The organism is Flavobacterium sp. (genome assembly GCF_004295795.1).
Classification (GTDB): domain Bacteria; phylum Bacteroidota; class Bacteroidia; order Flavobacteriales; family Flavobacteriaceae; genus Flavobacterium.
The window spans coordinates 14,799-36,188 of record NZ_SEBR01000031.1; the positions used below are offsets into that span (position 1 = coordinate 14,799).

The window sequence follows — 21,390 nt, forward strand, 5'->3', positions numbered from 1 at the left end:
GGTAAGATCGGAATTTCCGAAATAAGTCGTTTACAGAAAATCCGTACTTTTTGTTAAATGTCGCGCAAAAAAAATCGGGAAACACAAAAGCATTTCCCGATTCCGATATCTAAAATAAAATCTTATTTAAAAGCCGCGAATCCTGTCACGTCCATTCCCGTAATCAACAAATGGATGTCGTGTGTGCCTTCGTAAGTGATCACAGATTCAAGGTTCATCATGTGGCGCATGATCGAATATTCGCCCGTGATTCCCATTCCGCCAAGCATTTGACGTGCTTCGCGTGCGATTTCGACGGCCATGTTCACGTTGTTGCGTTTCGCCATTGAAATTTGTGCCGATGTCGCTTTGTTCTCGTTTCTCAAAACGCCCAAACGCCACGTCAACAATTGCGCTTTGGTAATCTCGGTAATCATTTCGGCCAGTTTTTTCTGTTGCAATTGCGTCGCTCCGATAGGTTTGTCGAACTGGATGCGCTCTTTGGAATAACGCAAAGCCGTGTCGTAACAATCCATCGCGGCACCGATTGCGCCCCAGGCGATTCCGTAGCGAGCCGAATCAAGACAGCCAAGTGGCGCGCCAAGACCAGATTTGTTGGGAAGCAAATTCTCTTTTGGAACTTTCACGTTGTCGAAAATCAATTCGCCCGTAGCCGATGCGCGCAACGACCATTTGTTGTGCGTTTCCGGAGTCGTGAAACCTTCCATGCCGCGTTCAACGACAAGTCCGTGGATGCGGCCCGTCTCGTCTTTCGCCCAAACGACGGCGATGTCTGCAAACGGAGCGTTCGAGATCCACATTTTGGCGCCGTTCAGTAAATAATGGTCGCCTTTGTCCTTGAAATTCGTGACCATTCCGGCTGGGTTCGATCCGAAATCAGGTTCGGTCAATCCGAAACAGCCTATGAATTCACCCGAAGCAAGTTTCGGAAGCCATTTCATGCGTTGTTCCTCGTTTCCGTACTTCCAGATCGGATACATTACCAAAGAAGACTGAACCGACGCCGTAGAACGAACGCCAGAGTCACCGCGCTCGATTTCCTGCATGATCAATCCGTAGGAAATCTGATCCAGTCCGGCGCCGCCGTATTCTTCCGGAATGTAAGGTCCGAAAGCTCCGATTTCCGCGAGTCCGTTGATGATCTGTTTTGGAAATTCGGCTTTTTGGGCGTATTCTTCTATGATTGGGGAAACTTCGCGCTTTACCCATTCTCTTGCCGAGTCGCGGACGAGTTTGTGTTCGTCTGTCAACAATTCGTCGAGAAGGTAATAATCAGGCGCTTGGAACAAGTCTGGTTTCATGGGTTACGTGATTTAAGCGCGGCAAAAGTAGGGAGATTTTTGGGACTGGCAATTTACGAAACCGATTTCGTTGTAGCGATTTCCATGTTTTTCGGGCTTTTTCGTTTTTTGCCCGTCAAGCGGAAATGACCGCAGTTGCTGACATTCACTCGAAATTTTCGACCGTTCGCACCAGCGATGCCAAATCGGAACAAAAAAAAGTTTAAGTTGCATGCAACGAAATGCGTCCGTGATTCGTCTATCAAACAAACACATCAATCAATCATGAGAAATTTTTACCTGTTGCTTGCCTTTTCGGTTTTGAGTCCGATGGTGAATGCCCAGATTCGCGCCAAAGTCGTCGATGTCGAATCAAAAGAACCGATTCCTTACGCGAATGTCGTGGTCAACAATTCCGAAAGTCTGATCTCGAATGCCGAAGGTTATTTTACGATTTCCGATGCCAATAGTTCTGACGACGCCAAAATCGTCATTTCGTGTATGGGTTATGTCGGAAAACAGCTTACCGTTGGCGGCCTGAAATCGAAAGATCTCGTCGTGGCGCTCGATTTTGCCAACTACGAACTGGACAACGTCAACCTCGCCGACCGACCGACAGCAGCGTCGATCATGGCCGCGGTAAAACAGAACCTCAAATCGAATTACGCCTTGAATACGAACTTGGCCAAAGACGTTTTGTTCCTGCGCGAGACGACTTTGTTCAAGCCGTCGAAACTCAATATCGAGATCACGAAATCTACCGGATTTTCGAAACAGAGCCTGAAGGAAGCAAACGCCGAAATCGGGAAATTTACCTCGAACATCGTGTCGCATCCGCCAAAACAATTCAACGACGTGCTCGGGAATTACTACACTTCGCCAAAAAAAGACGACAAAACGACAAACTATTATTCGAAGTTGGATGTAGTGCAAGCCACGAAATTACAGGACGAAAGCCGTTCTGCCTCGCTTGACGAAATGCAGGCTTCGGCCACGAAAATGTTTCTGAAACACCTTGACACGACAAAATACTATCGCATCAAAAGTGGTTGGTTCGGATCGAACGATACGCTTTCCTTGCGAAAAGATTTCAACAAAAAGAAAAAGGCCAAACCGGTAAATACAAATGTGACGCAAGCCAAAACGCGTTTCAGTTCGGTCAAGACCGAGACGAATTTCCTGTATTCGCAAAAACTCGAGTTCGTGACGCAAGCCGAGATTTACAAATACACTTACGAAGGTTCGGTCGTGCTTTCTGACGGATCTTATGCCTATGTACTCAAATTCGAGCCGAGAAAAAGCCGCGCGCTTTACCGTGGGAAGATCTATGTTTCCGATTCGGATTTCGCCGTGTTGCGCGCCGATTACGAACTCGTTCCGGGCAAAAAAGTCGAAGGCGTGAACCTCAAGTTGCTTCTTGGCGTCAAAATGGCCGAGAACGTTGGTTCCGGAACGGTGATTTACAAGAAAGATCCGCTTGGCGATGGCTATTATCTGCAATACGCATCCCAAACGACAGGTCAATATGTATACTTGAATCGTCCGATAAAATTCATCGAGTTGACAGATGAAGACAAGGACGTCGTGGCGTTCGACCTCAAAATCGAAGGCGATATGCTCGACAAAAGAGAGTTCGTGAACATGTCGCGCACGGAAGTTTCAGAAGGTGGTTTCGCCGACGTGAAAGAAGATGATTTCGCTTACAAGAAAATCAAGAAATACGACCCGTCGCTTTGGACGAAGTACGGATCGATCGAGCCTCTCGAAGAAATGAAGCGTTTCCAGGTCGAGGAAGCGAACTAGGTCAGTTCTTGTCCAGATAGAATTCCGAAGTCAGGTTGCGGTAGTCTTGCGTGTAGTGATGCCTTGCGGTTTCGATCACGAGTTCGCCCAATTCGGCTTCGGATTTTTGTTTGGAAAAAGCCAGCAGACTTCTTTTGGTTTCCGATTCCGGATTGCCTTTTACGCGTGTGATTCTCGTCGGATACAAACCTTCAAGTTCGGCCAGCGCAATGAATCTTTGTTCTTCCTTGAACGGAATGATCACGCACAAAATCCCGATTTCGGACAACAAAACAGCACTCGCCTCAATCAAATCTTCGAACGGCAACGACTGATTCTGCCTGGCTTTGTCGCGACTTTCGTCTCCTGAGGAAACGTTCTCGCTATAAAACGGCGGATTGGAAACGATAAGATCGTATTCCTCGTCCTCGAGATCGTCCATAAAATCGTCCAAAGACGCGTGATAGCAAAAAAGGCGATCGTTCCAGGGCGATTCCTCAAAATTGTCGACGGCTTGCTCGAATGCATTTTCGTCTATTTCGAGCGCTTCGATCTGTTCTGCGAGCGTGCGTTGGGCCAGCATGAGCGCAATCAATCCGGTTCCGGTTCCAACGTCCAGAATCGAGTAGGGATTGTGGTCGATTGTTGCCCACGCGCCCAATAATACGCCGTCTGTTCCGACTTTCATCGCCGACTTATCTTGGTTTATGGTGAATTGTTTAAATCTGAACATAGGTAAAATTCCAAATTTCAAAAATCAAATTCCAATGGCTTCGGAAATAGGTTTAGAGTTTATTGATAATTGAGGAAAATATTAGCCGAAGTTCTTCGCATTCAGAAATTAAAACTGAAGAAATAGAATGGAGTTGCGGATTCAAATCCTGAAGTAAAGTTAGCCAGTATTTGGATTCTTTCGCTTCCTTGCGGGAGATTTTCAAGTGCATGGCGAGATCTTTTACGCCCAAGTTTTCATTCGCTTCAATGTAATTTGCTCCAATCGAACCGGATGATCGCGCCAGCTGTTTCCGTCTTTAAAATTCGTTGTTGACTTTGAGAGAGAATTGATATAAATTCTACAATTCTTGGCGAACAGATATGTCCGCTCTTCCAAATCGTAAGGCTTGTACATTATTTTCGGCTTATAAATAGAACCGAATTTACAAAAAGTAGTGATTAATCCCGATTGGAATATGGAATTTGGAATTTGGAATTTTGGAATTTTCCGTTTTAAAGATACATTTCAATAAGTCCTTCCGGCAAATCCATAAAAACCTTTTTCTGGTCGCGATTGACCTCGACGATGAACTGGTCGATCATCGGGATCAGGATTTCGGTATAGCCTTTTTTGACTTCGAAAAGCGGTTGTGCCGCCGAATCGTTGATTGACATGATCGTCCCGACGTTCCCGAGGCGTTTGTCCTCGATGTGGAATCCGATGACTTCGTGAAAGTAGAATTTGTTGCCTTCGAGTTTGGGCAGCAAATCAAGCGGAAGGTAAAGCGCCTTGTTGAGCAAGGCTTCGGCATCGCCTTCTGAGTCGACGTCCTCGAACTTTACGCGCAAAAAGTCGTTTTTGTGCAGTCGGGCATCTTCAATAAAAAATGGAACCAGATTTTTGCCGATCTCGACAAAAACTGATTCCATTCCCTCATAGATTTCAGGTTCGTCGCTATCCAAATAGATAAGGACTTCACCTTTGAAACTAAATTTTTTGGCGACTTTGCCTAAGTAGAAACATTCTTCCTTGCGCATTCGCCGAGTAAATTAAGCTTCTTTTTCTTCTGTACCTTCTGCAGTTTCTGTAGCTGGAGCTTCTTCACCTTCGTTGGCGATAGCTTCTACTACTTCTTCTGTTTCAGCATTTTCAGCGGCTGCAGTTTCAGCGGCAGCATCAGCTTCTGCTTGTTTGGCAGCGTTGACGCGAGCCTCGTTCACTTTTTTCTCGTTGGCAAGAGCGTCGGCTTTGGCCTTGTCTTTTGCAGACGAAAGTGTGTCTTTCTTGGCAGTTACTTTTCCTGATTTATCGTCAAGCCATTGTTCCAATTTAGCATCGGCAGCTTCCTGAGTCAATGCTCCTTTGCGAACACCTCCGTCAAGGTGGTGTTTCAACAAAGCTCCTTTGTAAGAAAGGATGGCGCGAGCCGTGTCAGTTGGTTGAGCACCGTTGTGCAACCACTCGACAGCTTTGTCAAGGTTCAAATCGATAGTCGCAGGATTCGTGTTTGGATTGTAAGTACCGATTTTCTCTAGGTATTTACCATCTCTTTTTGAGCGGGAATCAGCCGCTACGACCCAATAAAAAGGTTTTCCTTTTTTACCATGTCTCTGTAATCTAATTCTTACTGGCATAATTGCTGTGATTAAAAGTGGGTTCTCGACCCGGGTTATTTAAGGCGGCAAAGATACATTTTTTTTGAAAACAAAGAAGTTAGGTTTTGTTTTTTCGGAAGTTAAAAATAAATCTGCTTTGAATTTTTTGATTATTTTGGCGCACTCTCAATCAAAAAACTATTTTTGTCACACAAATAAGACCTACATTATGAAGAAGATATTTTTGTTGCTGTTCACGGCCATCGCTTTGAGTTCTTGTACAGAAGACCTTCGCGACAACAACCCGACACTCGAAGGGTTGAGAAACGGAAGCCGTTGGAGAGCGCCAGGTGCGGTTGCAAGACTTGCCTCTGACGGATCTGTGACGCTATCCGGAGGAAACCAGTTCGAGACGCTTACGTTGATGCTGCCCACGGCGAATCCGGCGAATTATACTTTGGGAACCAACAACAACGCCAAAGTCACCTATGTCGTGATCGAGGATGCTTCTACAAAAACTTTCCAAACGGGAACCGGAGTCGGCAACGGGCAAATCATCGTCGAGGAATACGACGAGGTGAAAAAGACGATTACTGGAACTTTTCGTTTCAACGCGATCGACGACGACGCAGTAGATCCGCAAGATCCGACGGCGGCCGAAACCATGAATTTTATCGAAGGACATTTTTACAAAGTTCCGGTCTATCCCGTTTTGTAAACGTTTTTCGTTTCGATACAGAACCGTCCAATTTGGGCGGTTTTTTTGTTTTTGGAGATTTCGCTAGGGGTTTTTTGAAGGTGGATTCGGCAGCAAGGACTGATTCCGTTAACACAAACTGTTGATAATTTTGGCTTTTTCAGAAGCGTCAAAAAACCTATTTTTGAACTTTCCGCGTTTACGATTCCAAACGCACTGAACTTCCACGTTTACAGCTATGTATTTAATTTTCGATACCGAAACAACCGGTTTGCCGAAGCGTTGGGACGCCCCAATTTCGGACACGTCAAACTGGCCGCGCGCCATACAGATCGCGTGGCAGCTTCACGATCAATGGGGAAATCTCGTCGAGCATCAGGATTTCCTGATTCGCCCTGACGGATTCAACATTCCTTACGACGCCGAACGCATTCACGGCATTTCTACGGAATTGGCGATGGAAAACGGAATTTCGCTGTCGGACGCGCTTGAGAAATTCAACATCGCGCTTTCCAAAACCAAATTCATCGTAGGGCAAAACGTGGGCTTCGACGTGAATATCATGGGTTGCGAGTTCTATCGTTTGGGCATCGGAAACCAATTGACGCAATTGCCGGTTTTGGACACTTGTACCGAAGTCACGGCCGAATTGCTCAAGATTCCGGGAGGTCGAGGCGGAAAATTCAAGCTTCCGACGCTTACCGAATTGCACCAATATCTGTTCAACACACCATTTGCCGAGGCTCACAACGCAACAGCCGACGTCGAAGCCACGACGCGTTGTTTCCTCGAATTGATCCGACGCGAGATTTTCAAAAAAGAAGAATTGGGCGTCGAAGCCGATTATTACACATACTTCAAAAGCCAGAATCCGGACGAGATCAAGTCGGTCGGATTGCGTCACGTTAACCTCAAGAAAGCTTCCGATGCGATCCGCGAGCGCCTGAACCAAAAACAGGATGCCAACGATTTCGACCTCGATGACATAGCGACTTCGGTCGATTTGAACAGCTCGGTTTTCGCCCATTTGCACAACCATACCCAATTTTCGGTTTTGCAGTCGACGATTTCCGTTCCGAATCTCGTTGCGGCCGCGGCCAAAGCCAAAATGCCGGCTGTGGCGATGACCGATGTCGGGAATATGATGGGCGCGTTCCAGTTCGTGTCGGCGGTGATGAACCACAACAAGTCGGCGGCAGCCAAAAACAAGGAAGCCGAGGAAAAAGGCGAAATACCAACCGAAGTCGAGATGAAACCGATCGTGGGATGCGAATTCTACATCTGCGAAGACAGGTTCGACCGATCGCGAAAGGACAACGGCTACCAGGTCGTGCTTTTGGCCAAGAACAAAAAAGGCTATCATAACCTCGCCAAATTGGCGTCGATGGCATACACGGAAGGTTTTTACTACGTTCCAAGGATTGACAAAAAGGCTGTCGAACACTATAAGGAAGACTTGATCGTGTTGTCGGGAAACCTGTATGGCGAAATTCCGAGCAAGATTCTCAACATCGGTGAAAACCAAGCCGAAGAAGCGCTTTTGTGGTGGAAATCACAATTCGGACCAGATTTCTATCTCGAGATCATGCGCCACAAACAGGAAGACGAAAACCGCGTGAACCAGACGCTTCTGGCGTTTTCCAAAAAGCACAACGTGAAAGTCGTCGCGACGAACAACACCTATTATGTCGCCCAACCTGACGCGAACGCCCACGACATTTTGTTGTGTGTGAAAGACGGTGAAAAGCAGTCCACGCCAATTGGTCGCGGTCGCGGCTATCGCTACGGTTTGCCGAATCAGGAATACTACTTCAAGTCGGCGGACGACATGAAAACCTTGTTCAGGGACGTGCCTCAGGCCATCGCGAACATATCCGAAATCATCGACAAAATCGAGGTTTATTCGCTTTATCGCGACGTTTTGCTTCCGAAATTCGACATTCCGACCGAGTTCCAATTTGTTGAAGATGAAGCCGATGGCGGAAAAAGAGGCGAGAACAAATTTTTGCGCCATTTGACTTACGTCGGAGCCGAAAAACGCTACACCAAAGAAGGTTTGACGCCCGAAGTTTGCGAAAGACTCGACTTCGAGCTTGCGACAATCGAGAAAACGGGTTATCCCGGATACTTTTTGATCGTTCAGGATTTCATTGCCGAAGCTAGAAGATTGGGCGTTTCGGTCGGTCCGGGACGTGGCTCGGCGGCAGGTTCGGCCGTTGCCTATTGCCTCGGAATCACGAATATAGACCCAATCAAATACGATTTGCTTTTTGAGCGCTTTTTGAACCCGGATCGTGTGTCGATGCCCGATATCGATATTGACTTTGACGACGAAGGTCGCGGTCGCGTCATGGATTACGTCATCAAGAAATACGGATCGAACCAGGTTGCCCAAATCATCACTTACGGTAAAATGGCGACCAAATCGGCGATTCGCGATACGGCTCGCGTACTCGATTTGCCGTTGTTCGAAGCCGACAGGATCGCGAAATTGATTCCGGGAATGATGCCGGGCAAGTGGAATCTGGCGCGTTTTCTTTCTGAAAATGAATCCGAAGTCAAAAAGGTTTTGCGCACCGAGGAATTCGATCGCGTCAAGGAATTGATTGCGATGGCTCAGGAAAAGTCGCTTGCCGCGGAAACGATCCAACAGGCCAAAGTGCTTGAAGGATCGCTTCGGAATACGGGAATCCACGCTTGCGGTGTAATCATCACACCAGACGATATCACGAATTTCGTTCCGGTGACGACCGCAAAAGATTCTGATCTGTACGTGACCCAATTCGACAACGCCGTCGCGGAATCTGCCGGACTTTTGAAGATGGACTTCTTGGGTCTGAAGACGCTCACGCTGATAAAAGACACCGTCAAACTCGTGAAATACCGAACGGGAATCGAGCTCGATCCGGACACTTTTCCGCTTGACGACATCAAGACTTACGAACTTTTCCAACGAGGCGAAACGGTCGGGATTTTCCAGTATGAATCGCCCGGAATGCAAAAGTATATGAAGGAATTGCGTCCGACGGTTTTTGCCGACCTGATCGCGATGAACGCCTTGTATCGTCCGGGTCCGATCGCTTACATTCCGGGATTCATCAAACGTAAAAACGGAGAAGAGGAAATTACGTACGACCTTGAAGCGTGCGAAGGACTTCTCAAAGAAACCTACGGAATCACGGTTTATCAGGAGCAAGTCATGCTTCTGTCGCAAAAATTGGCCAACTTTTCCAAAGGTGATGCCGACGTATTGCGAAAGGCGATGGGTAAGAAACAAAAGGATGTTCTCGATAAGATGAAGCCGAAATTTATCGGTCAGGCATCGGAACAAAACGGACACGACCCCAAAATCCTCGAGAAAATCTGGAAAGACTGGGAAGCGTTCGCCGAATATGCGTTCAACAAATCGCACTCGACCTGTTACGCTTGGGTCGCTTACCAAACCGCGTTCCTCAAGGCGAATTATCCTGCAGAATACATGGCGGCCGTGCTTTCGAACAACATGAACGACATCAAGCAGGTTTCATTTTTCATGGAAGAATGCAAGCGAATGGGCTTGGAAGTGCTCGGGCCATGCGTGAACGAATCGTACTACAAATTCACGGTAAACGAAGAATACGCGATTCGGTTTGGAATGGGCGCAATCAAAGGCGTCGGAGGCGGCGCGGTAGAAACAATCGTCGATTCGAGAAAAGACGGAAAATACAGGTCGATCTTCGATTTGGCCAAACGGATAGACTTGCGCGCGGCCAACAAAAAAGCGTTCGAAAACCTCGCGCTCGCCGGCGGATTCGACACTTTCGAGGACACACACCGCGGCCAATATTTCCACAATGACGGCGGAGAAAACATCACCTTCCTCGAAAAAGCGATACGCTACGGATCGAAGTTCCAGGAAAACGAGAACTCGTCACAGGTTTCACTTTTTGGGGAAGCCAGCGAAGTCCAGATCGCCGAGCCTTTGGTTCCGCCTTGTGAGGAATGGAGCACGATGGAGAAACTGGCTCGCGAGAAAGAAGTCGTCGGGATTTACATTTCAGGACATCCGCTTGACGATTTCAGGTTCGAGATGAAGTACTTCTGTTCGTCGAGACTCGAACATCTGAAAAACCTCGAAGCCCACGTCAACAAAGCGCTCACGTTCGCCGGAATCGTCACCAACGTACAATATCGGACGGCCAAAAATGGAAAGGATTGGGGCATTTTCACGCTCGAAGGGTTCGACGAAACATACGAGTTCAAGATGTTCGACGAGGAATTCCTCAAGTTCAGGCATTATCTGGCGCAAAACCAATTCCTGCATTTCAAGGTCAACGTTCGCGAAGGCTGGACGAATAAGGAAACGGGCAAAAAATCCGACCCGCGATTGCAGTTTCTCGAGGTCAAGATGCTTCAGGATGTCTTGACTTCCCAAGCCAAAAAACTCACCTTGAATTTGAATATTTCAGATTTGAAGTCGGACCTAATCACGCATTTGAGCCATTTGTTCCAGCTTAATTCGGGCGTGAATCCGGTGAATTTCGATATTGTCGAGACCGAAACCGTGAAGAAACAGATTGTTCAAGCGGTCGTCGTGAGCGAAGAGGAATCAGAAGTAAATCCAGAAGAAGACGCGACAATCGAAGCCGCCGACGTCCAAATTCCGACGGAAGTCGAAGAAACCGTTTTAGTGACCAAACTTTCCATGTCGAGCAAGAAACTCAAGGTGAATATCTGTACCGAGTTGCTTTTGGAATTGGAAAAATTAGATGTGAAGTTTAAGCTGAATTGAGTTTTATGAGGAAAATAGGTATTTGCATTTTCGCTATCTGCGCGTTGATCTTTAGTTCTTGCGCTTTGAGTGCGGTTGCCACACAACACACTGTCGTCGACACTTCAGGAGAAACGATCACGCTGAATTCTTTGGGTAACGGAAAAGTGCTGCTTTATAACGGCGCCGGATTTTTCAACAAAATAGACAATACCGCCCGCGTGAATGTTTGGATTGACGGGTTGGCGGTCGGACAAATTCGGGTTGGCGAATATGCGGTGGTTTTTCTGCCTGACGGAAAACACAAACTCAAAGTAGAACATATAGACATGGTGAAAATGCGCAGCGAGCATGAAATTGACGTAGCCAATGACACGAAAATCATTGAAGTCAAGCCAACGCTCACTTCGAACAAAGCTAATATCGTAAGCGAACTTCCTGTGAATTTCGAGCGCTACAAGCAGATGCCGAAACGAAAATAAAGTCAGTCAGTGCAGCAATTTCTAATCAAACGCGGTTTCTCGGACGCCAAAAAACGCCAGTTGATCTTGACCGATGAAGCTCTGTCGTTCGAAAGTGGCGATCATTTGGGGCATGAGTTTACGACATTCAAAAAAAAGGACATAGCCGAATTTCGGTTCGGGATTCGCTGGATTCGTTTCGAATTGACTTACGGGCGCGAATACCAGATTTTTATCCGCGACAAATCTGGGAAAATCATCAAAATTACGTTCAAGTCGTATTTCCGGCGAAAGGTGAACGCGCTTCACGGACAATATGTGGAAATAATTAAGGCGTTGAATCGGCAATATTTTGACGAGATTCACGACGATTTCGTTCGTAGGATGAACGCTGGTGAAACTTTGAAAATAGGCGATGTGAGTGTCGATCTTGATGGCGTTTCGTTTTCCGTTAGCGGAATTGCCTCTCAAAAGCGCATCGAAGTGCCGTGGAAAAATGTAGGTTTGAAGCTTTACTACCGCTATTTTTCGATTTTCGATACGACCGACGCAAGGTCGAGAAACCGAGGCTATAATTTTCACGAAGATTGGAACGCAGCAATTTTATATGATGTATTGAAAACGATCATTGACCAAAATCAAACAAATACTGCGCAAATTTTATGAACTTATTTAAAAAGCTTTTCGGTTCGAACGACAAACAGTCAGAACTCGAGAACATTCTCAAAACACTGGTCAAGCCTGCAACCAAGCTCGTGCTTGAGCCCGCGACGAGAGAACCGGATTCTCACTTGACCTCACATTTTGGCGGCGTTCCATATTTCGAGAAAGGACATCACTGGCCAGGAAATAGAGCTGAGGAAGCGCTTACTTTTGTCTTCCAGATTTTCAACGACGGAAAAATAAACCTCCCGAAGGAAATCAAGCTGGTCCAGTTTTTCTACGACTTCGAACTTTCGCCTTGGTCTACCGAAGACGACGGTTGGCTCGTGAAAATTTACGACAAACTCGACGCTTCGAAGGTAAAACTGCGCGAGGGATACGATTCTGGTCAAGAGCTGAAGTACTGTAAGATCAAATTCGAGCAAGTTATGTCCCTTCCGGATTGGGAAGGCATCCAGGGTTGGAGTGAAAAGGCGGCCGAACTTTCAGCCCAGATCAACGACGACGAACCTTGGGAAGCTTATGACTTGGCGGCGAAAAAAATTACGGGCCAGGACGATTATCAAAGCCAGTTGGGCGGCTATCCGAAATGGGTTCAGGGTGAATCGACTTCGCTTCTCGAAGATGGTACGCAACTTCCGCTGTTGTTCCAGATTGATTCGGAAGAACTAGCAGATTTGATGTGGGGCGACGCGGGTTGCGTTTACGTGTTCTATGACGCGGCTTCTGAAATGATCAGTTTCGAATTACAGTGCCACTGAGAAATCGGAATTTCCCGCAGCTACAAAACCTAGCCCCGATAAAAGCGGTTAGCCTTTTGCAGCAAGCGCCTTGGTTTTGTTGGCTTGGCGAAGCGACCGAAGGAAGCTCTCGCCAAGACTTACAAAAGCCGGCGGTTGCAAGAAAGCTAAAAGCGGTTAGCGGGATTTTGCTTCAAATAAAACTTATCAGAAATTCTCGTTCACCTTGGCACTCGACAAATAATTTCAGACAATTTTAGCATAGCCAATTCCAATCCCAAAAGTTAAAATCGTTATCTTTAAAATACCTACTTTTGCATCGTAAAAACAACTTAGATTTAAAATAATATGGCAATAGCAATCACAGACGCTACTTTCGAAGAGGTAGTGTTGAAATCAGAAAAACCGGTAATGGTAGACTTTTGGGCGGCTTGGTGCGGACCTTGTAGAATGGTCGCTCCAATCATCGACCAGATCAGTGAGGAATTCGGGGACAAAGCCGTGATCGGTAAAGTCGACGTTGACGCAAACCAGGAATTCGCCGCAAAATATGGCGTGAGAAACATTCCTACCGTTTTGACTTTCAAGAACGGCGAGGTCGTGAACCGTCAGGTTGGCGTGGCTCCAAAACAAACTTATGCCGATTCGTTGAACGCCGCTCTATAAGCGAATTCACGTAAAAATACTTAAGCTCGAGGGAAACTTCGGGCTTTTTTATACTTGTAAATTTGCGAAGGAAAGCTTGAAAGTCGTGCCTTTTTCAAGTTCAGAAGAGACCGAAATCGTGCAATTTATGGCGCTTGCCAAATCGCGGATCAAATGCAGCCCGAGTCCGGACTTGATTCCGATCACCTCTTTTTCATCATACAAAGCCTTGAATTGTTCGTGACTCGCGCCCGGGCCGTTGTCTGAAATGGAAAGCTTCGTTTGGCCGTTTTCCACAAATGCAACCCATTGGATTTTTGGATTCTCGGTAGTTTCGAGTGCCTTTATGGCATTCGCGGTGAGGTTTCGGATAATGGTTTTGAGATAATCCGGATCGGTTTCGACCGACAGTGAGTTGTGCTCGAAAGCCAGCTTGGTTTTGCCGTCGCCGAACTGTTGCGCGACTTCCGAAAATAGCTGCGAGACGGCTGTTTTTCTCGATTTCGGATGAAAATTTTCCATTTGCCCTTTTGCCCAAAGCAACATGTCTTCCATAGATTCGAGCAGGTTTTCGGCCGACGTCATCGTTTGGTTTTCGAGGCGCGTACGGCTTTGGTCGTCAAAAAGTTCCGGACTTTCTTTTTGCAGTCGCATGAAACTGATCAATCTGGCGACGGGCGCGCGCAAATCGTGGTTCAGAATCGAGAAGAATTTCGTCTTGACGCGGTTCGCCTCTTGTAGATTTTCGTTTAGCGTTTGGAGTTTTTGGTTGGTTTTTCGACGGTTTCGGCTTTGGTTGTAGAGCAAAAGTCCAATGACGGCCAACAACGAGATTGCGGCAATCAGATACCATTTTTGCTTTTCCTTGTTGTCGATGGCGAGTTTGGAAATTTGGATTTCCTTGTTCCGAAGTTCGATCGTGCGCTGATCTTCGAGGTTTTGCAGCGATTGCTTGTTCTTGAAATTGAATACCGAATCCACATAAGCCGCCGATTTCTCATGAGCATCGAGCGCGTTTTTGAAGTCGTTCCCAAATTTGAAATAACGCGATAAATACAGGTAATCTTTGATCAAACCTTCATGGTTGCCAAGTTCTTTGTGCATTTTCAACGAAAGTTTGAGGTTGGCTTTCGCCGAATCGAGCGCATTTGGATCATTTCGGAAAATGCCTTTTTCAAGATAAGCGCGCCCGATGTTCTGGATCGTGGTTGTCGTCAATTGCTTGTCTTTCGTAAGCTTGGCATCGACCAATGCCGATTTCGATTCGGCCAGGCTTTTGTCGAATTCACGCATTTCCAAAAAAGCCGAGCCTGTCCAACTTTTGACGAACGCATTGGCAAAAACGTCGTGCTCGCGATCGAGAATTTTCGATGCGTCGGAATACGTTTTCAAAGCAAGTTTAAAATCGCCCTGACGTTGGTAAATCGTGCCAAGATTTGCGAGGTTGAGCCCGAGTTCGAGCTTGTGATCTTGAAGCGTTTCGAGCAATTTCACGGCTTTTTTGTAGTGCGTGATCGCTTTTGGGAAACTTTCGGTCAAATTGTAAACCGTTCCGATGTTCTCATAACTGCTCGCGCGACTGAAAGCCGACTTTTCTGGATCGAGTTTTTCGTAAAGGCGCAAAGCCTTGAAAAAGTAGTCGAGCGCAACCGGGAAATTGCCTTGATTCGCCTTCAGAATCCCGAGTTCGTTGTTGGTTCTGGCCAAAAAGGCGACGTTTTGGGTTTTGCTCAGGATTTTTTCGGCCGATGTAAGATGCGATTGCGCCAGGTCGTAATTCCCTTTCGAGACTTCGTGCATGCCAAGATTCAGATAAGCAACGCCTTTTCCGTCCTCGAATTTGAGACGGTTGGAAAGCGCCAAAGCCGAATTCGCGTAAGAAATTCCCACTTCGGGATTCTTGTAGATGTAAAGCCGGGACAACCTGTTGAGCAAAGTGCACTTCGCAGTATCTGATTTTTTGGCCGAAACTATTTTGACCAGTGAGTCAATCTCTCGCTGCGACTGGTTTTGCGACCATCCGACAACGTAAAAAGTCACAAAAACCAAAGTCAGGAATCGCTTCATATCTCACAGGATCGAAAGTAGATTGTCGCGGTAACTGCGTCCGACGGGAATCACGATATTCTCGTGCAAAACGATCTCATTCGGATGGATTTTGTCGATGAATTGCTTTTGGACGGCAAAACTTCTATGCACGCGAACAAAAGAACGGAAAGCATTTTCTTTCAAAAGTGTTCCGATGTTTGACAACACGCAATGCTTTTTGGTGCGCGTCACGACTTTGGTGTAATCTTTCAAAGCCTCGAGATACAAGATGTCGTGCAATTTCACTTTGGTCTGTTCGTAACCTTCCTTGATGTAGACGACGTCGGCGCCAAGACTCGATTCGAACAAATTCGCCTTCTCGCGCATTTCCATATAATCGTGAATTCTTTGCACGGTTTGGCCAAAGCGTTCCGACTTCAAAGGTTTTACGATAAAATCAAGCGTATCAAGCGTAAAAGAGTCGACCGCGTGTTCCGGATGTGCCGAGATGAAAACGCAAACCGGAACATTTTCGGCAGCTTTCCGAAAGTCGAGTCCGTTCATTCCCGGCATGTCGATGTCGAGAAAAAGCACGTCGATCTTGAGGTTCTGCAACGCTTTCAAAGCATCGGCCGACGAGCCAAAAATACCCAAAATCTCAAACTCGGGATATCGTTTCACGTTCGAAAGCACAGAAAGCCTGTCGAGTTCGTCGTCGTCGAGAATGAGGCATTTGAGGCTTCCCATGGCGTTTTTACTTGTCCAAATATAGACAAAAAGCACGTTTTGCGAACATTGGTATATTTAAAAGGCCATTCGTCGATCGGGCGTTTTTTTGCTGGTGCCTACGGTCGATATTTGTTTCTGAATCAGTCCGATAAAGGCGTAAACCGATGACAATGAAACGAATGCTACAACTGCTGATCTTATTCGGATACACGGCTTTCTCCCAAGTTGGCGTGAACACGACTTCGCCAAACGCCCAACTCGATATCAGGTCGACAAATCAGGCGAATCCGACAAATACCGACGGCATCCTGATTCCGAAAGTCGATGCTTTTCCGGCCATAAATCCGACATCGGCACAAAACGGCATGCTGGTTTTTCTCACGACCGTCGCCGGTGCAAACCAACCCGGATTTTACTACTGGGAAAATGCGACCGCAAGCTGGAAAGGAATTTCGAATCCATCTGGAGCGGATGCCGATTTCTACGAGGTCGGAAGTACCATAGCTCCCAACAACATCAACGACGCCATGTATCATTCGGGCGATGTCGGAATCGGGAAAACCACCGCCGCGACAAAGTTGGATGTCGAGGAAACAAGCAATTCAAAAGCCATCGCGGTCAGTTTTACACACTCGAATCCCGGCGGAATTTCCCAGGTTTTGCGAAACACCATAAATTCAGGAAGCTTGGCGACGGGCGTCATGACGGCGACCGACAATCGCGTCACGGTTGGGAATTCGGTGCAAGGTGTTGGCGTTTCGAATATTTTGTCGGGAACGAGCAACGATGAGACGATGGGCGTCCGGAATGCGCTTACGCAAACCGGAACCGGGATAAAAGTAGGCGTCTCAAACACATTTTCGGGAACGGGAACTGGTCAGCTTTACGGAATTAGAAACACATTCTCGTCGCCTTCGACGACTGTTCAAATGGGCGTTTTCAACACGTTTTCGGGATTGCCCGTTGGAGCGACTTACGGAATCAACAACATCATAGCCGATTCGGGCAACGGAATTAAAGTAGGCGTTCGCGACTCGATTTCCAACAGCGGCTCGGGTGATCATTTTGGCGTGAGGAACCTGTTCAGCGGAATCGGTTCGGGCGACAGATATGGCGTTTATGCGAAGTACATGGGTGCGGGATCGGGCAACATATACAACAACTACAGCGAGATCAGGAATTCCGGAGACGGCAATTTCTATTCGAATTACAACCAGATTGACGGATCGGGTTCGGGCACGCACATGGGAACGATGTCGGAAATCATGGGCAACGGCACAGGCGATCAATATGGCGTGTACAATTCGCTTACGGTTTTTACACCGGCCAATTCCACGCACACAGGCACGCACAATTATTTGGGAGGATCGAGCGGCGGAGCACATTACGGGACTTACAATTGGCTTTCGGGCGACGGAACCGGAACGCAATACGGCACCTATAATTACCTGAACAACACCGGTGCGGGTCTAAAATACGGTTCGTACAACCGCATTCAGGCGAATATCGGCACAGATGTGCAATACGGCGTTTATTCGGATGTGTCCAAACTGAACAGTTTTTCGGGTTATTTCCTCGGACGGTTTTCCATCGGAACAAACGCCACAAACAACTACATTTTGCCGGCTTCAAGAGGAACTGCCAACCAAATCATGCAAACAGATGCGGCCGGAAACGTAAACTGGGTCTCGCCAAACGGTTTAGGCGGATGGGCTTTAACGGGAAATTCGGGAACGAGTCCTACGGTGAATTTCATCGGTACGACCGACAACCAACCGCTACACTTTCGGGTTTTCAACGTGACCGCAGGAAGAGTCGAAAACGCAGGATCGAATACGGCGCTCGGCTACAATTCACTCGGGCAAATGGCCGCTGCGACGACGTCGAATACAGCATTCGGAAACAGCGCTTTACGAGGATCGACGACTTTGGCCAACAACACCGGAACGTCGAACAACGCTTTGGGCTACCAATCTTTGTTCAACGTCGCATCAGGTTCGTCCAACAGCGCCTTTGGAATCGCGACACTTTACGGCAACGCGACCGGAAGTTCCAATATTGCGATAGGCAATTACGCGCTTTTCAGGACGACAGCGGGAAGCGGCGGTGTAGCGATAGGAAATTTGTCGATGTACTGGTATTCGGGTCCGGCGGGCGTCTTTTCGAATACGAACACTGCTTTGGGAACTTATGCGATGCTTGGCGAACACTTCGGAAGTGGAATAGGACCGAACAACAACGGCTTGCGAAATACAGCGACAGGATACGAAGCACTTCAGGCAATTTCCTCCGGAAATGACAATACTGTGCTTGGTTTTCGAGGGATGTATTCGAACGGTTCGGGAAGTTTCAATTCGGCTTTCGGATCGGAAGCGCTTTACGACAACACGATTGGTGCAGATAATGTGGCGCTCGGGAAAAATGCGTTGCGGTCAAATGTCGCAGGATCGAAAACGGTTGCCCTCGGAAGAAGTGCGATGGAATACGCCAATAGTGCAACGGCAGCTTTCGATACTTTCAACACCGCCGTCGGATTCGAAGCCTTGAGAGGATCGACGACTGCTGCGGCAAATACCGGATATGGCGTCACAGCCGTCGGATCGATGAGCATGCGCGTGAATTCGGCAGGAAACAGGAATTCAGGTTTCGGATGCAGATCGCTTAGTTCGAATACGAACGGCGTGCGAAATACGGCAGTCGGTTTCGGTGCTGCCGAATCGATTTCCTCGGGTTATTTCAATACAGCGCTCGGGGCATTCGCTTATTCGACGGGAAATTTCGACAACTCCGTGGCCATCGGAGACGCATCGGCAGTAACCGCAAGCAACCAGATCCGTTTGGGAGACGCGGGCGTGATGAGCATCGGCGGATCGGTCGGATGGACAACCGTCTCGGATGCGCGTTTCAAAACCGATGTAAAAGCTGATGTCGTCGGACTGGACTTCATCCAAAAACTGCGTCCGGTCACATATCGCCTGAATCCGGATGCGATAGCTACTCATCTGAAAACACCTGAAAATCTGCGTAAACCGGAATCGGAAGCCTTGAAAGCCGAACAACTCCAAACCGGATTCATCGCACAGGAAGTCGAAGCGGCGGCCAAAGCGTCGGGATTCGAGTTCAGTGGCATCGACAGACCCAAAAACGCCAACGACTTCTACGGACTGCGCTATGCCGAATTCGTTGTGCCTTTGGTCAAAGCCATTCAGGAACAACAGCAAATCATAGAAACCGAGAAAGCGAAAAATGCGGTTCTGGAGCAAAAAGTAAGCGATATGGAAGTGCGACTGCAAGCCATCGAAGCAAAAATCAAAGGTTGAGTTTAGGGAACAAGTAATTAGGTTGCCCGGATTTTCGGGTCGTTGTTGGAAAGGTCGGTCGTGGTAGCCGGCCTTTACTTTTTTACATGGATGGATGATAGGCGGAAAGACGATAGATGTTTCGGTAATAGGAACTGGGTTTTCATCGCGGCAACAGTCCATCGTCTGTCATCTATTATCTATATTTACAGAATGAAGATCGATTCACAAATACAGAAAATCTCGAGTTTTAAACACCTCGAATTGCTGGCCAACCAGATTGTCGAAGGCTTTATTTCAGGCATGCACAAAAGTCCGTTTCACGGTTTTTCGGCCGAATTCGCCGAGCACAAAACCTACAACGCGGGTGAAAGTACGAAGCACATCGACTGGAAATTGTTCGCCAAAACAGACCGTCTTTACACGAAACGATACGAGGAAGAAACGAATCTGCGCTGTCATTTGATCGTCGACAACTCGAGTTCGATGCATTACCCGAAATTGACCGACGAGCCGTTTTTCTACAACAAGATCGGATTTTCGGTCTTGGCTTCGGCTGTTCTGATGAACTTGCTCAAAAAGCAGCGAGATGCCGTCGGACTCAGTGTTTTCTCAGATTCCTATGAGTATTTCGCCCCCGAAAAGGGCAGCGATCGCCACCATCGGATGTTGCTCGACAAATTGGAAGGCTTGCTCGAAAACTCCAAAATTTCCAAGAAAACCGACACTGTAAAATACCTGCACGAAATCGCCGAAAAAATGCACCGCCGCTCGATGATAATCTTGTTTACGGATATGTTCCAAACGGGTGACGAGGAAAAATTGTTCAGCGCCTTACAGCATCTGAAGCACAACAAACACAAAGTCGTTTTGTTCCATGTGATAGACCAAAAAACCGAATTGTCGTTCGATTTCGACAATGCGCCGCGCAAATTCATCGACCTGGAATCGGGAGAGGAGATCAATATTTTTGCCGAAAACGTGAAATCGGCTTACGAAAAACAAGCGTCCGACTATTTCAAAAAGCTCGCTATGACGTGCGCCCAAAACAGAATCAAATACGTTCCGGTAAACGTCGGCCCGGACTTCGAAAAAATTATGACGACATACCTCGTTGAGAAACAAGCTTTTGGTTAAAACGGCAAAAAAAAGTTTGATATTTTTTGCGAAAAGGCTTGCAGAAACGAAAAACCATCCTATATTTGCACTCGCAATTCAGCGCAAGGTTTGGTAGTTCAGTTGGTTAGAATGCCGCCCTGTCACGGCGGAGGTCGCGGGTTCGAGTCCCGTCCAGACCGCGAAAATTGGGAAAGCACTTTGGAAACAAAGTGCTTTTTTGCCCAATTGAGGTTCGAGAATTTAACAGTTCTCATTTGACACCTTGAAAGCAGTTGTGTTGTTTCGACGCGAAAGCGTCAGGTTTAGTAGTTAGACCAATGAAAAGCTTTCCACTTTTGTGGATAGCTTTTTTGCATTTTAGGAGGTTTTTGTTTTCTTTTTTTGAAGCTGATTCCGGCTAACTGGCACTAGCTTTTTTGCAAAAACCGGTTTTTCTAGAGGTTGCAACGAGCTTCCTTCGGTCGCTGTCGCAACCTTAGAAAAATGCGGTTTTTTCTGCAAAAGGCTAGTTGCCGTCATCCGGGCTATGGATTGTCGTAAGACGATCCTTTTTTTTGTTTTTTATTTCTGTGTTTATGGAAATTATCTCACTCTCGAAGCCTAAATAAAAAAGCTGCGCTTTTTGCTTCTTTTCGCCGGCTGCGCCGTCGCGTGCTTTGATTTTGATTCGTCGCCTGCCAGCGGGGCTTACTTTTACTTCATTGATATTTATTGTTTTTTAAAGGATTGCTTCGCCAGTTCGCTACGCTCGGGTCAGTGAACCTCGTTCCTCGGTTTGCCTCGCCGCAAAAGTAACAAAAAGGCTCGCGGCACGACCGATTTTGGCGACCTGACAGCCTTGCAAATTCCGCAAATGAAAGAACTCGCCGGAACTTTTTCTCGAATGT

General features: G+C 47.2%; 16 protein-coding genes and 1 tRNA gene. 10 read left to right on the top strand and 7 right to left on the bottom strand.

The window, feature by feature from the left end:
- Nucleotides 1-122 precede the first annotated feature (122 nt).
- Nucleotides 123-1,301, bottom strand: coding sequence for an acyl-CoA dehydrogenase family protein (locus tag EOO49_RS17870; RefSeq protein ID WP_290848204.1), 1,179 nt, complete (start codon nt 1,299-1,301; stop codon nt 123-125).
- Nucleotides 1,302-1,565: 264 nt separating this feature from the next.
- On the opposite strand from EOO49_RS17870, the gene EOO49_RS17875 reads away from it, so the two are divergent.
- Nucleotides 1,566-3,083, top strand: a complete 1,518-nt coding sequence (locus EOO49_RS17875; RefSeq protein ID WP_290848206.1) for a carboxypeptidase-like regulatory domain-containing protein — start codon at nt 1,566-1,568, stop codon at nt 3,081-3,083.
- Nucleotide 3,084: 1 nt separating this feature from the next.
- On the opposite strand, the gene EOO49_RS17880 is transcribed toward EOO49_RS17875, so the two are convergent.
- The 4 genes from EOO49_RS17880 to EOO49_RS17890 form a co-directional block, all read right to left on the bottom strand.
- Nucleotides 3,085-3,795, bottom strand: a complete 711-nt coding sequence (locus EOO49_RS17880; protein ID WP_290848208.1) for a methyltransferase — start codon at nt 3,793-3,795, stop codon at nt 3,085-3,087.
- A gap of 52 nt (nt 3,796-3,847) precedes the next feature.
- A complete protein-coding gene (locus EOO49_RS19330) occupies nt 3,848-4,081 on the bottom strand; it encodes a four helix bundle protein (protein WP_366927247.1) in 234 nt (77 codons plus the stop codon).
- A 208-nt stretch (nt 4,082-4,289) separates the two neighbouring features.
- A complete protein-coding gene (rimM, locus tag EOO49_RS17885) occupies nt 4,290-4,814 on the bottom strand; it encodes a ribosome maturation factor RimM (RefSeq protein ID WP_290848210.1) in 525 nt (174 codons plus the stop codon).
- A gap of 12 nt (nt 4,815-4,826) precedes the next feature.
- Nucleotides 4,827-5,411 carry a 30S ribosomal protein S16 gene (locus EOO49_RS17890; RefSeq protein WP_290848212.1) on the bottom strand — a complete coding sequence of 195 codons (585 nt, stop codon included), beginning with the start codon at nt 5,409-5,411 and terminating at the stop codon, nt 4,827-4,829.
- Between the two features lie 190 nt (nt 5,412-5,601).
- Here EOO49_RS17890 and EOO49_RS17895 point away from each other — a divergent pair, with 190 nt between their 5' ends.
- From EOO49_RS17895 to trxA, 6 genes are all read left to right on the top strand, one after another.
- Nucleotides 5,602-6,090 carry a DUF6252 family protein gene (locus tag EOO49_RS17895; protein WP_290848214.1) on the top strand — a complete coding sequence of 163 codons (489 nt, stop codon included), beginning with the start codon at nt 5,602-5,604 and terminating at the stop codon, nt 6,088-6,090.
- A 217-nt stretch (nt 6,091-6,307) separates the two neighbouring features.
- Nucleotides 6,308-10,840, top strand: coding sequence for a DNA polymerase III subunit alpha (dnaE, locus tag EOO49_RS17900; RefSeq protein WP_290848216.1), 4,533 nt, complete (start codon nt 6,308-6,310; stop codon nt 10,838-10,840).
- 5 nt (nt 10,841-10,845) lie between these two features.
- Entirely contained in the window at nt 10,846-11,301 is a 456-nt protein-coding gene (locus EOO49_RS17905) for a hypothetical protein (RefSeq protein ID WP_290848218.1), read from the top strand.
- Between the two features lie 9 nt (nt 11,302-11,310).
- On the top strand, nt 11,311-11,946 hold the full coding sequence (locus EOO49_RS17910; protein ID WP_290848220.1) for a hypothetical protein: 636 nt from the start codon (nt 11,311-11,313) through the stop codon (nt 11,944-11,946).
- A complete protein-coding gene (locus EOO49_RS17915; RefSeq protein WP_290848222.1) occupies nt 11,943-12,704 on the top strand; it encodes a DUF1963 domain-containing protein in 762 nt (253 codons plus the stop codon). Before EOO49_RS17910 ends, EOO49_RS17915 begins: the two co-directional genes overlap by 4 nt.
- A gap of 327 nt (nt 12,705-13,031) precedes the next feature.
- Nucleotides 13,032-13,349, top strand: a complete 318-nt coding sequence (trxA, locus tag EOO49_RS17920) for a thioredoxin (protein WP_290848224.1) — start codon at nt 13,032-13,034, stop codon at nt 13,347-13,349.
- A gap of 48 nt (nt 13,350-13,397) precedes the next feature.
- Here trxA and EOO49_RS17925 read toward each other — a convergent pair whose 3' ends face one another.
- Both EOO49_RS17925 and EOO49_RS17930 read right to left on the bottom strand, forming a co-directional pair.
- A complete protein-coding gene (locus tag EOO49_RS17925) occupies nt 13,398-15,395 on the bottom strand; it encodes a tetratricopeptide repeat-containing sensor histidine kinase (RefSeq protein ID WP_290848226.1) in 1,998 nt (665 codons plus the stop codon).
- 3 nt (nt 15,396-15,398) lie between these two features.
- Nucleotides 15,399-16,103, bottom strand: a complete 705-nt coding sequence (locus EOO49_RS17930; RefSeq protein WP_290848228.1) for a LytTR family DNA-binding domain-containing protein — start codon at nt 16,101-16,103, stop codon at nt 15,399-15,401.
- 152 nt (nt 16,104-16,255) lie between these two features.
- Between EOO49_RS17930 and EOO49_RS17935 the strand changes: the two genes are divergently transcribed.
- The 3 genes from EOO49_RS17935 (at nt 16,256) to EOO49_RS17945 (ending at nt 20,682) form a co-directional block, all read left to right on the top strand.
- Entirely contained in the window at nt 16,256-19,405 is a 3,150-nt protein-coding gene (locus EOO49_RS17935) for a tail fiber domain-containing protein (RefSeq protein ID WP_290848230.1), read from the top strand.
- A 192-nt stretch (nt 19,406-19,597) separates the two neighbouring features.
- Nucleotides 19,598-20,521, top strand: a complete 924-nt coding sequence (locus tag EOO49_RS17940; protein ID WP_290848232.1) for a DUF58 domain-containing protein — start codon at nt 19,598-19,600, stop codon at nt 20,519-20,521.
- A gap of 87 nt (nt 20,522-20,608) precedes the next feature.
- Nucleotides 20,609-20,682: transfer RNA gene (locus EOO49_RS17945), tRNA-Asp, on the top strand.
- The last annotated feature ends 708 nt before the right edge of the window (nt 20,683-21,390 follow it).

What these genes read in the sequence shown, in the direction of transcription:
- EOO49_RS17870 (WP_290848204.1), bottom strand. Translation starts at nt 1,301, where the DNA reads ATGAAACCAGACTTGTTCCAAGCGCCTGATTATTACCTTCTCGACGAA.
- EOO49_RS17875 (WP_290848206.1), top strand. Translation starts at nt 1,566, where the DNA reads ATGAGAAATTTTTACCTGTTGCTTGCCTTTTCGGTTTTGAGTCCGATG.
- EOO49_RS17880 (WP_290848208.1), bottom strand. Translation starts at nt 3,795, where the DNA reads ATGTTCAGATTTAAACAATTCACCATAAACCAAGATAAGTCGGCGATG.
- rimM (WP_290848210.1), bottom strand. Translation starts at nt 4,814, where the DNA reads ATGCGCAAGGAAGAATGTTTCTACTTAGGCAAAGTCGCCAAAAAATTT.
- EOO49_RS17890 (WP_290848212.1), bottom strand. Translation starts at nt 5,411, where the DNA reads ATGCCAGTAAGAATTAGATTACAGAGACATGGTAAAAAAGGAAAACCT.
- EOO49_RS17895 (WP_290848214.1), top strand. Translation starts at nt 5,602, where the DNA reads ATGAAGAAGATATTTTTGTTGCTGTTCACGGCCATCGCTTTGAGTTCT.
- dnaE (WP_290848216.1), top strand. Translation starts at nt 6,308, where the DNA reads ATGTATTTAATTTTCGATACCGAAACAACCGGTTTGCCGAAGCGTTGG.
- EOO49_RS17905 (WP_290848218.1), top strand. Translation starts at nt 10,846, where the DNA reads ATGAGGAAAATAGGTATTTGCATTTTCGCTATCTGCGCGTTGATCTTT.
- EOO49_RS17915 (WP_290848222.1), top strand. Translation starts at nt 11,943, where the DNA reads ATGAACTTATTTAAAAAGCTTTTCGGTTCGAACGACAAACAGTCAGAA.
- trxA (WP_290848224.1), top strand. Translation starts at nt 13,032, where the DNA reads ATGGCAATAGCAATCACAGACGCTACTTTCGAAGAGGTAGTGTTGAAA.
- EOO49_RS17925 (WP_290848226.1), bottom strand. Translation starts at nt 15,395, where the DNA reads ATGAAGCGATTCCTGACTTTGGTTTTTGTGACTTTTTACGTTGTCGGA.
- EOO49_RS17930 (WP_290848228.1), bottom strand. Translation starts at nt 16,103, where the DNA reads ATGGGAAGCCTCAAATGCCTCATTCTCGACGACGACGAACTCGACAGG.
- EOO49_RS17935 (WP_290848230.1), top strand. Translation starts at nt 16,256, where the DNA reads ATGAAACGAATGCTACAACTGCTGATCTTATTCGGATACACGGCTTTC.
- EOO49_RS17940 (WP_290848232.1), top strand. Translation starts at nt 19,598, where the DNA reads ATGAAGATCGATTCACAAATACAGAAAATCTCGAGTTTTAAACACCTC.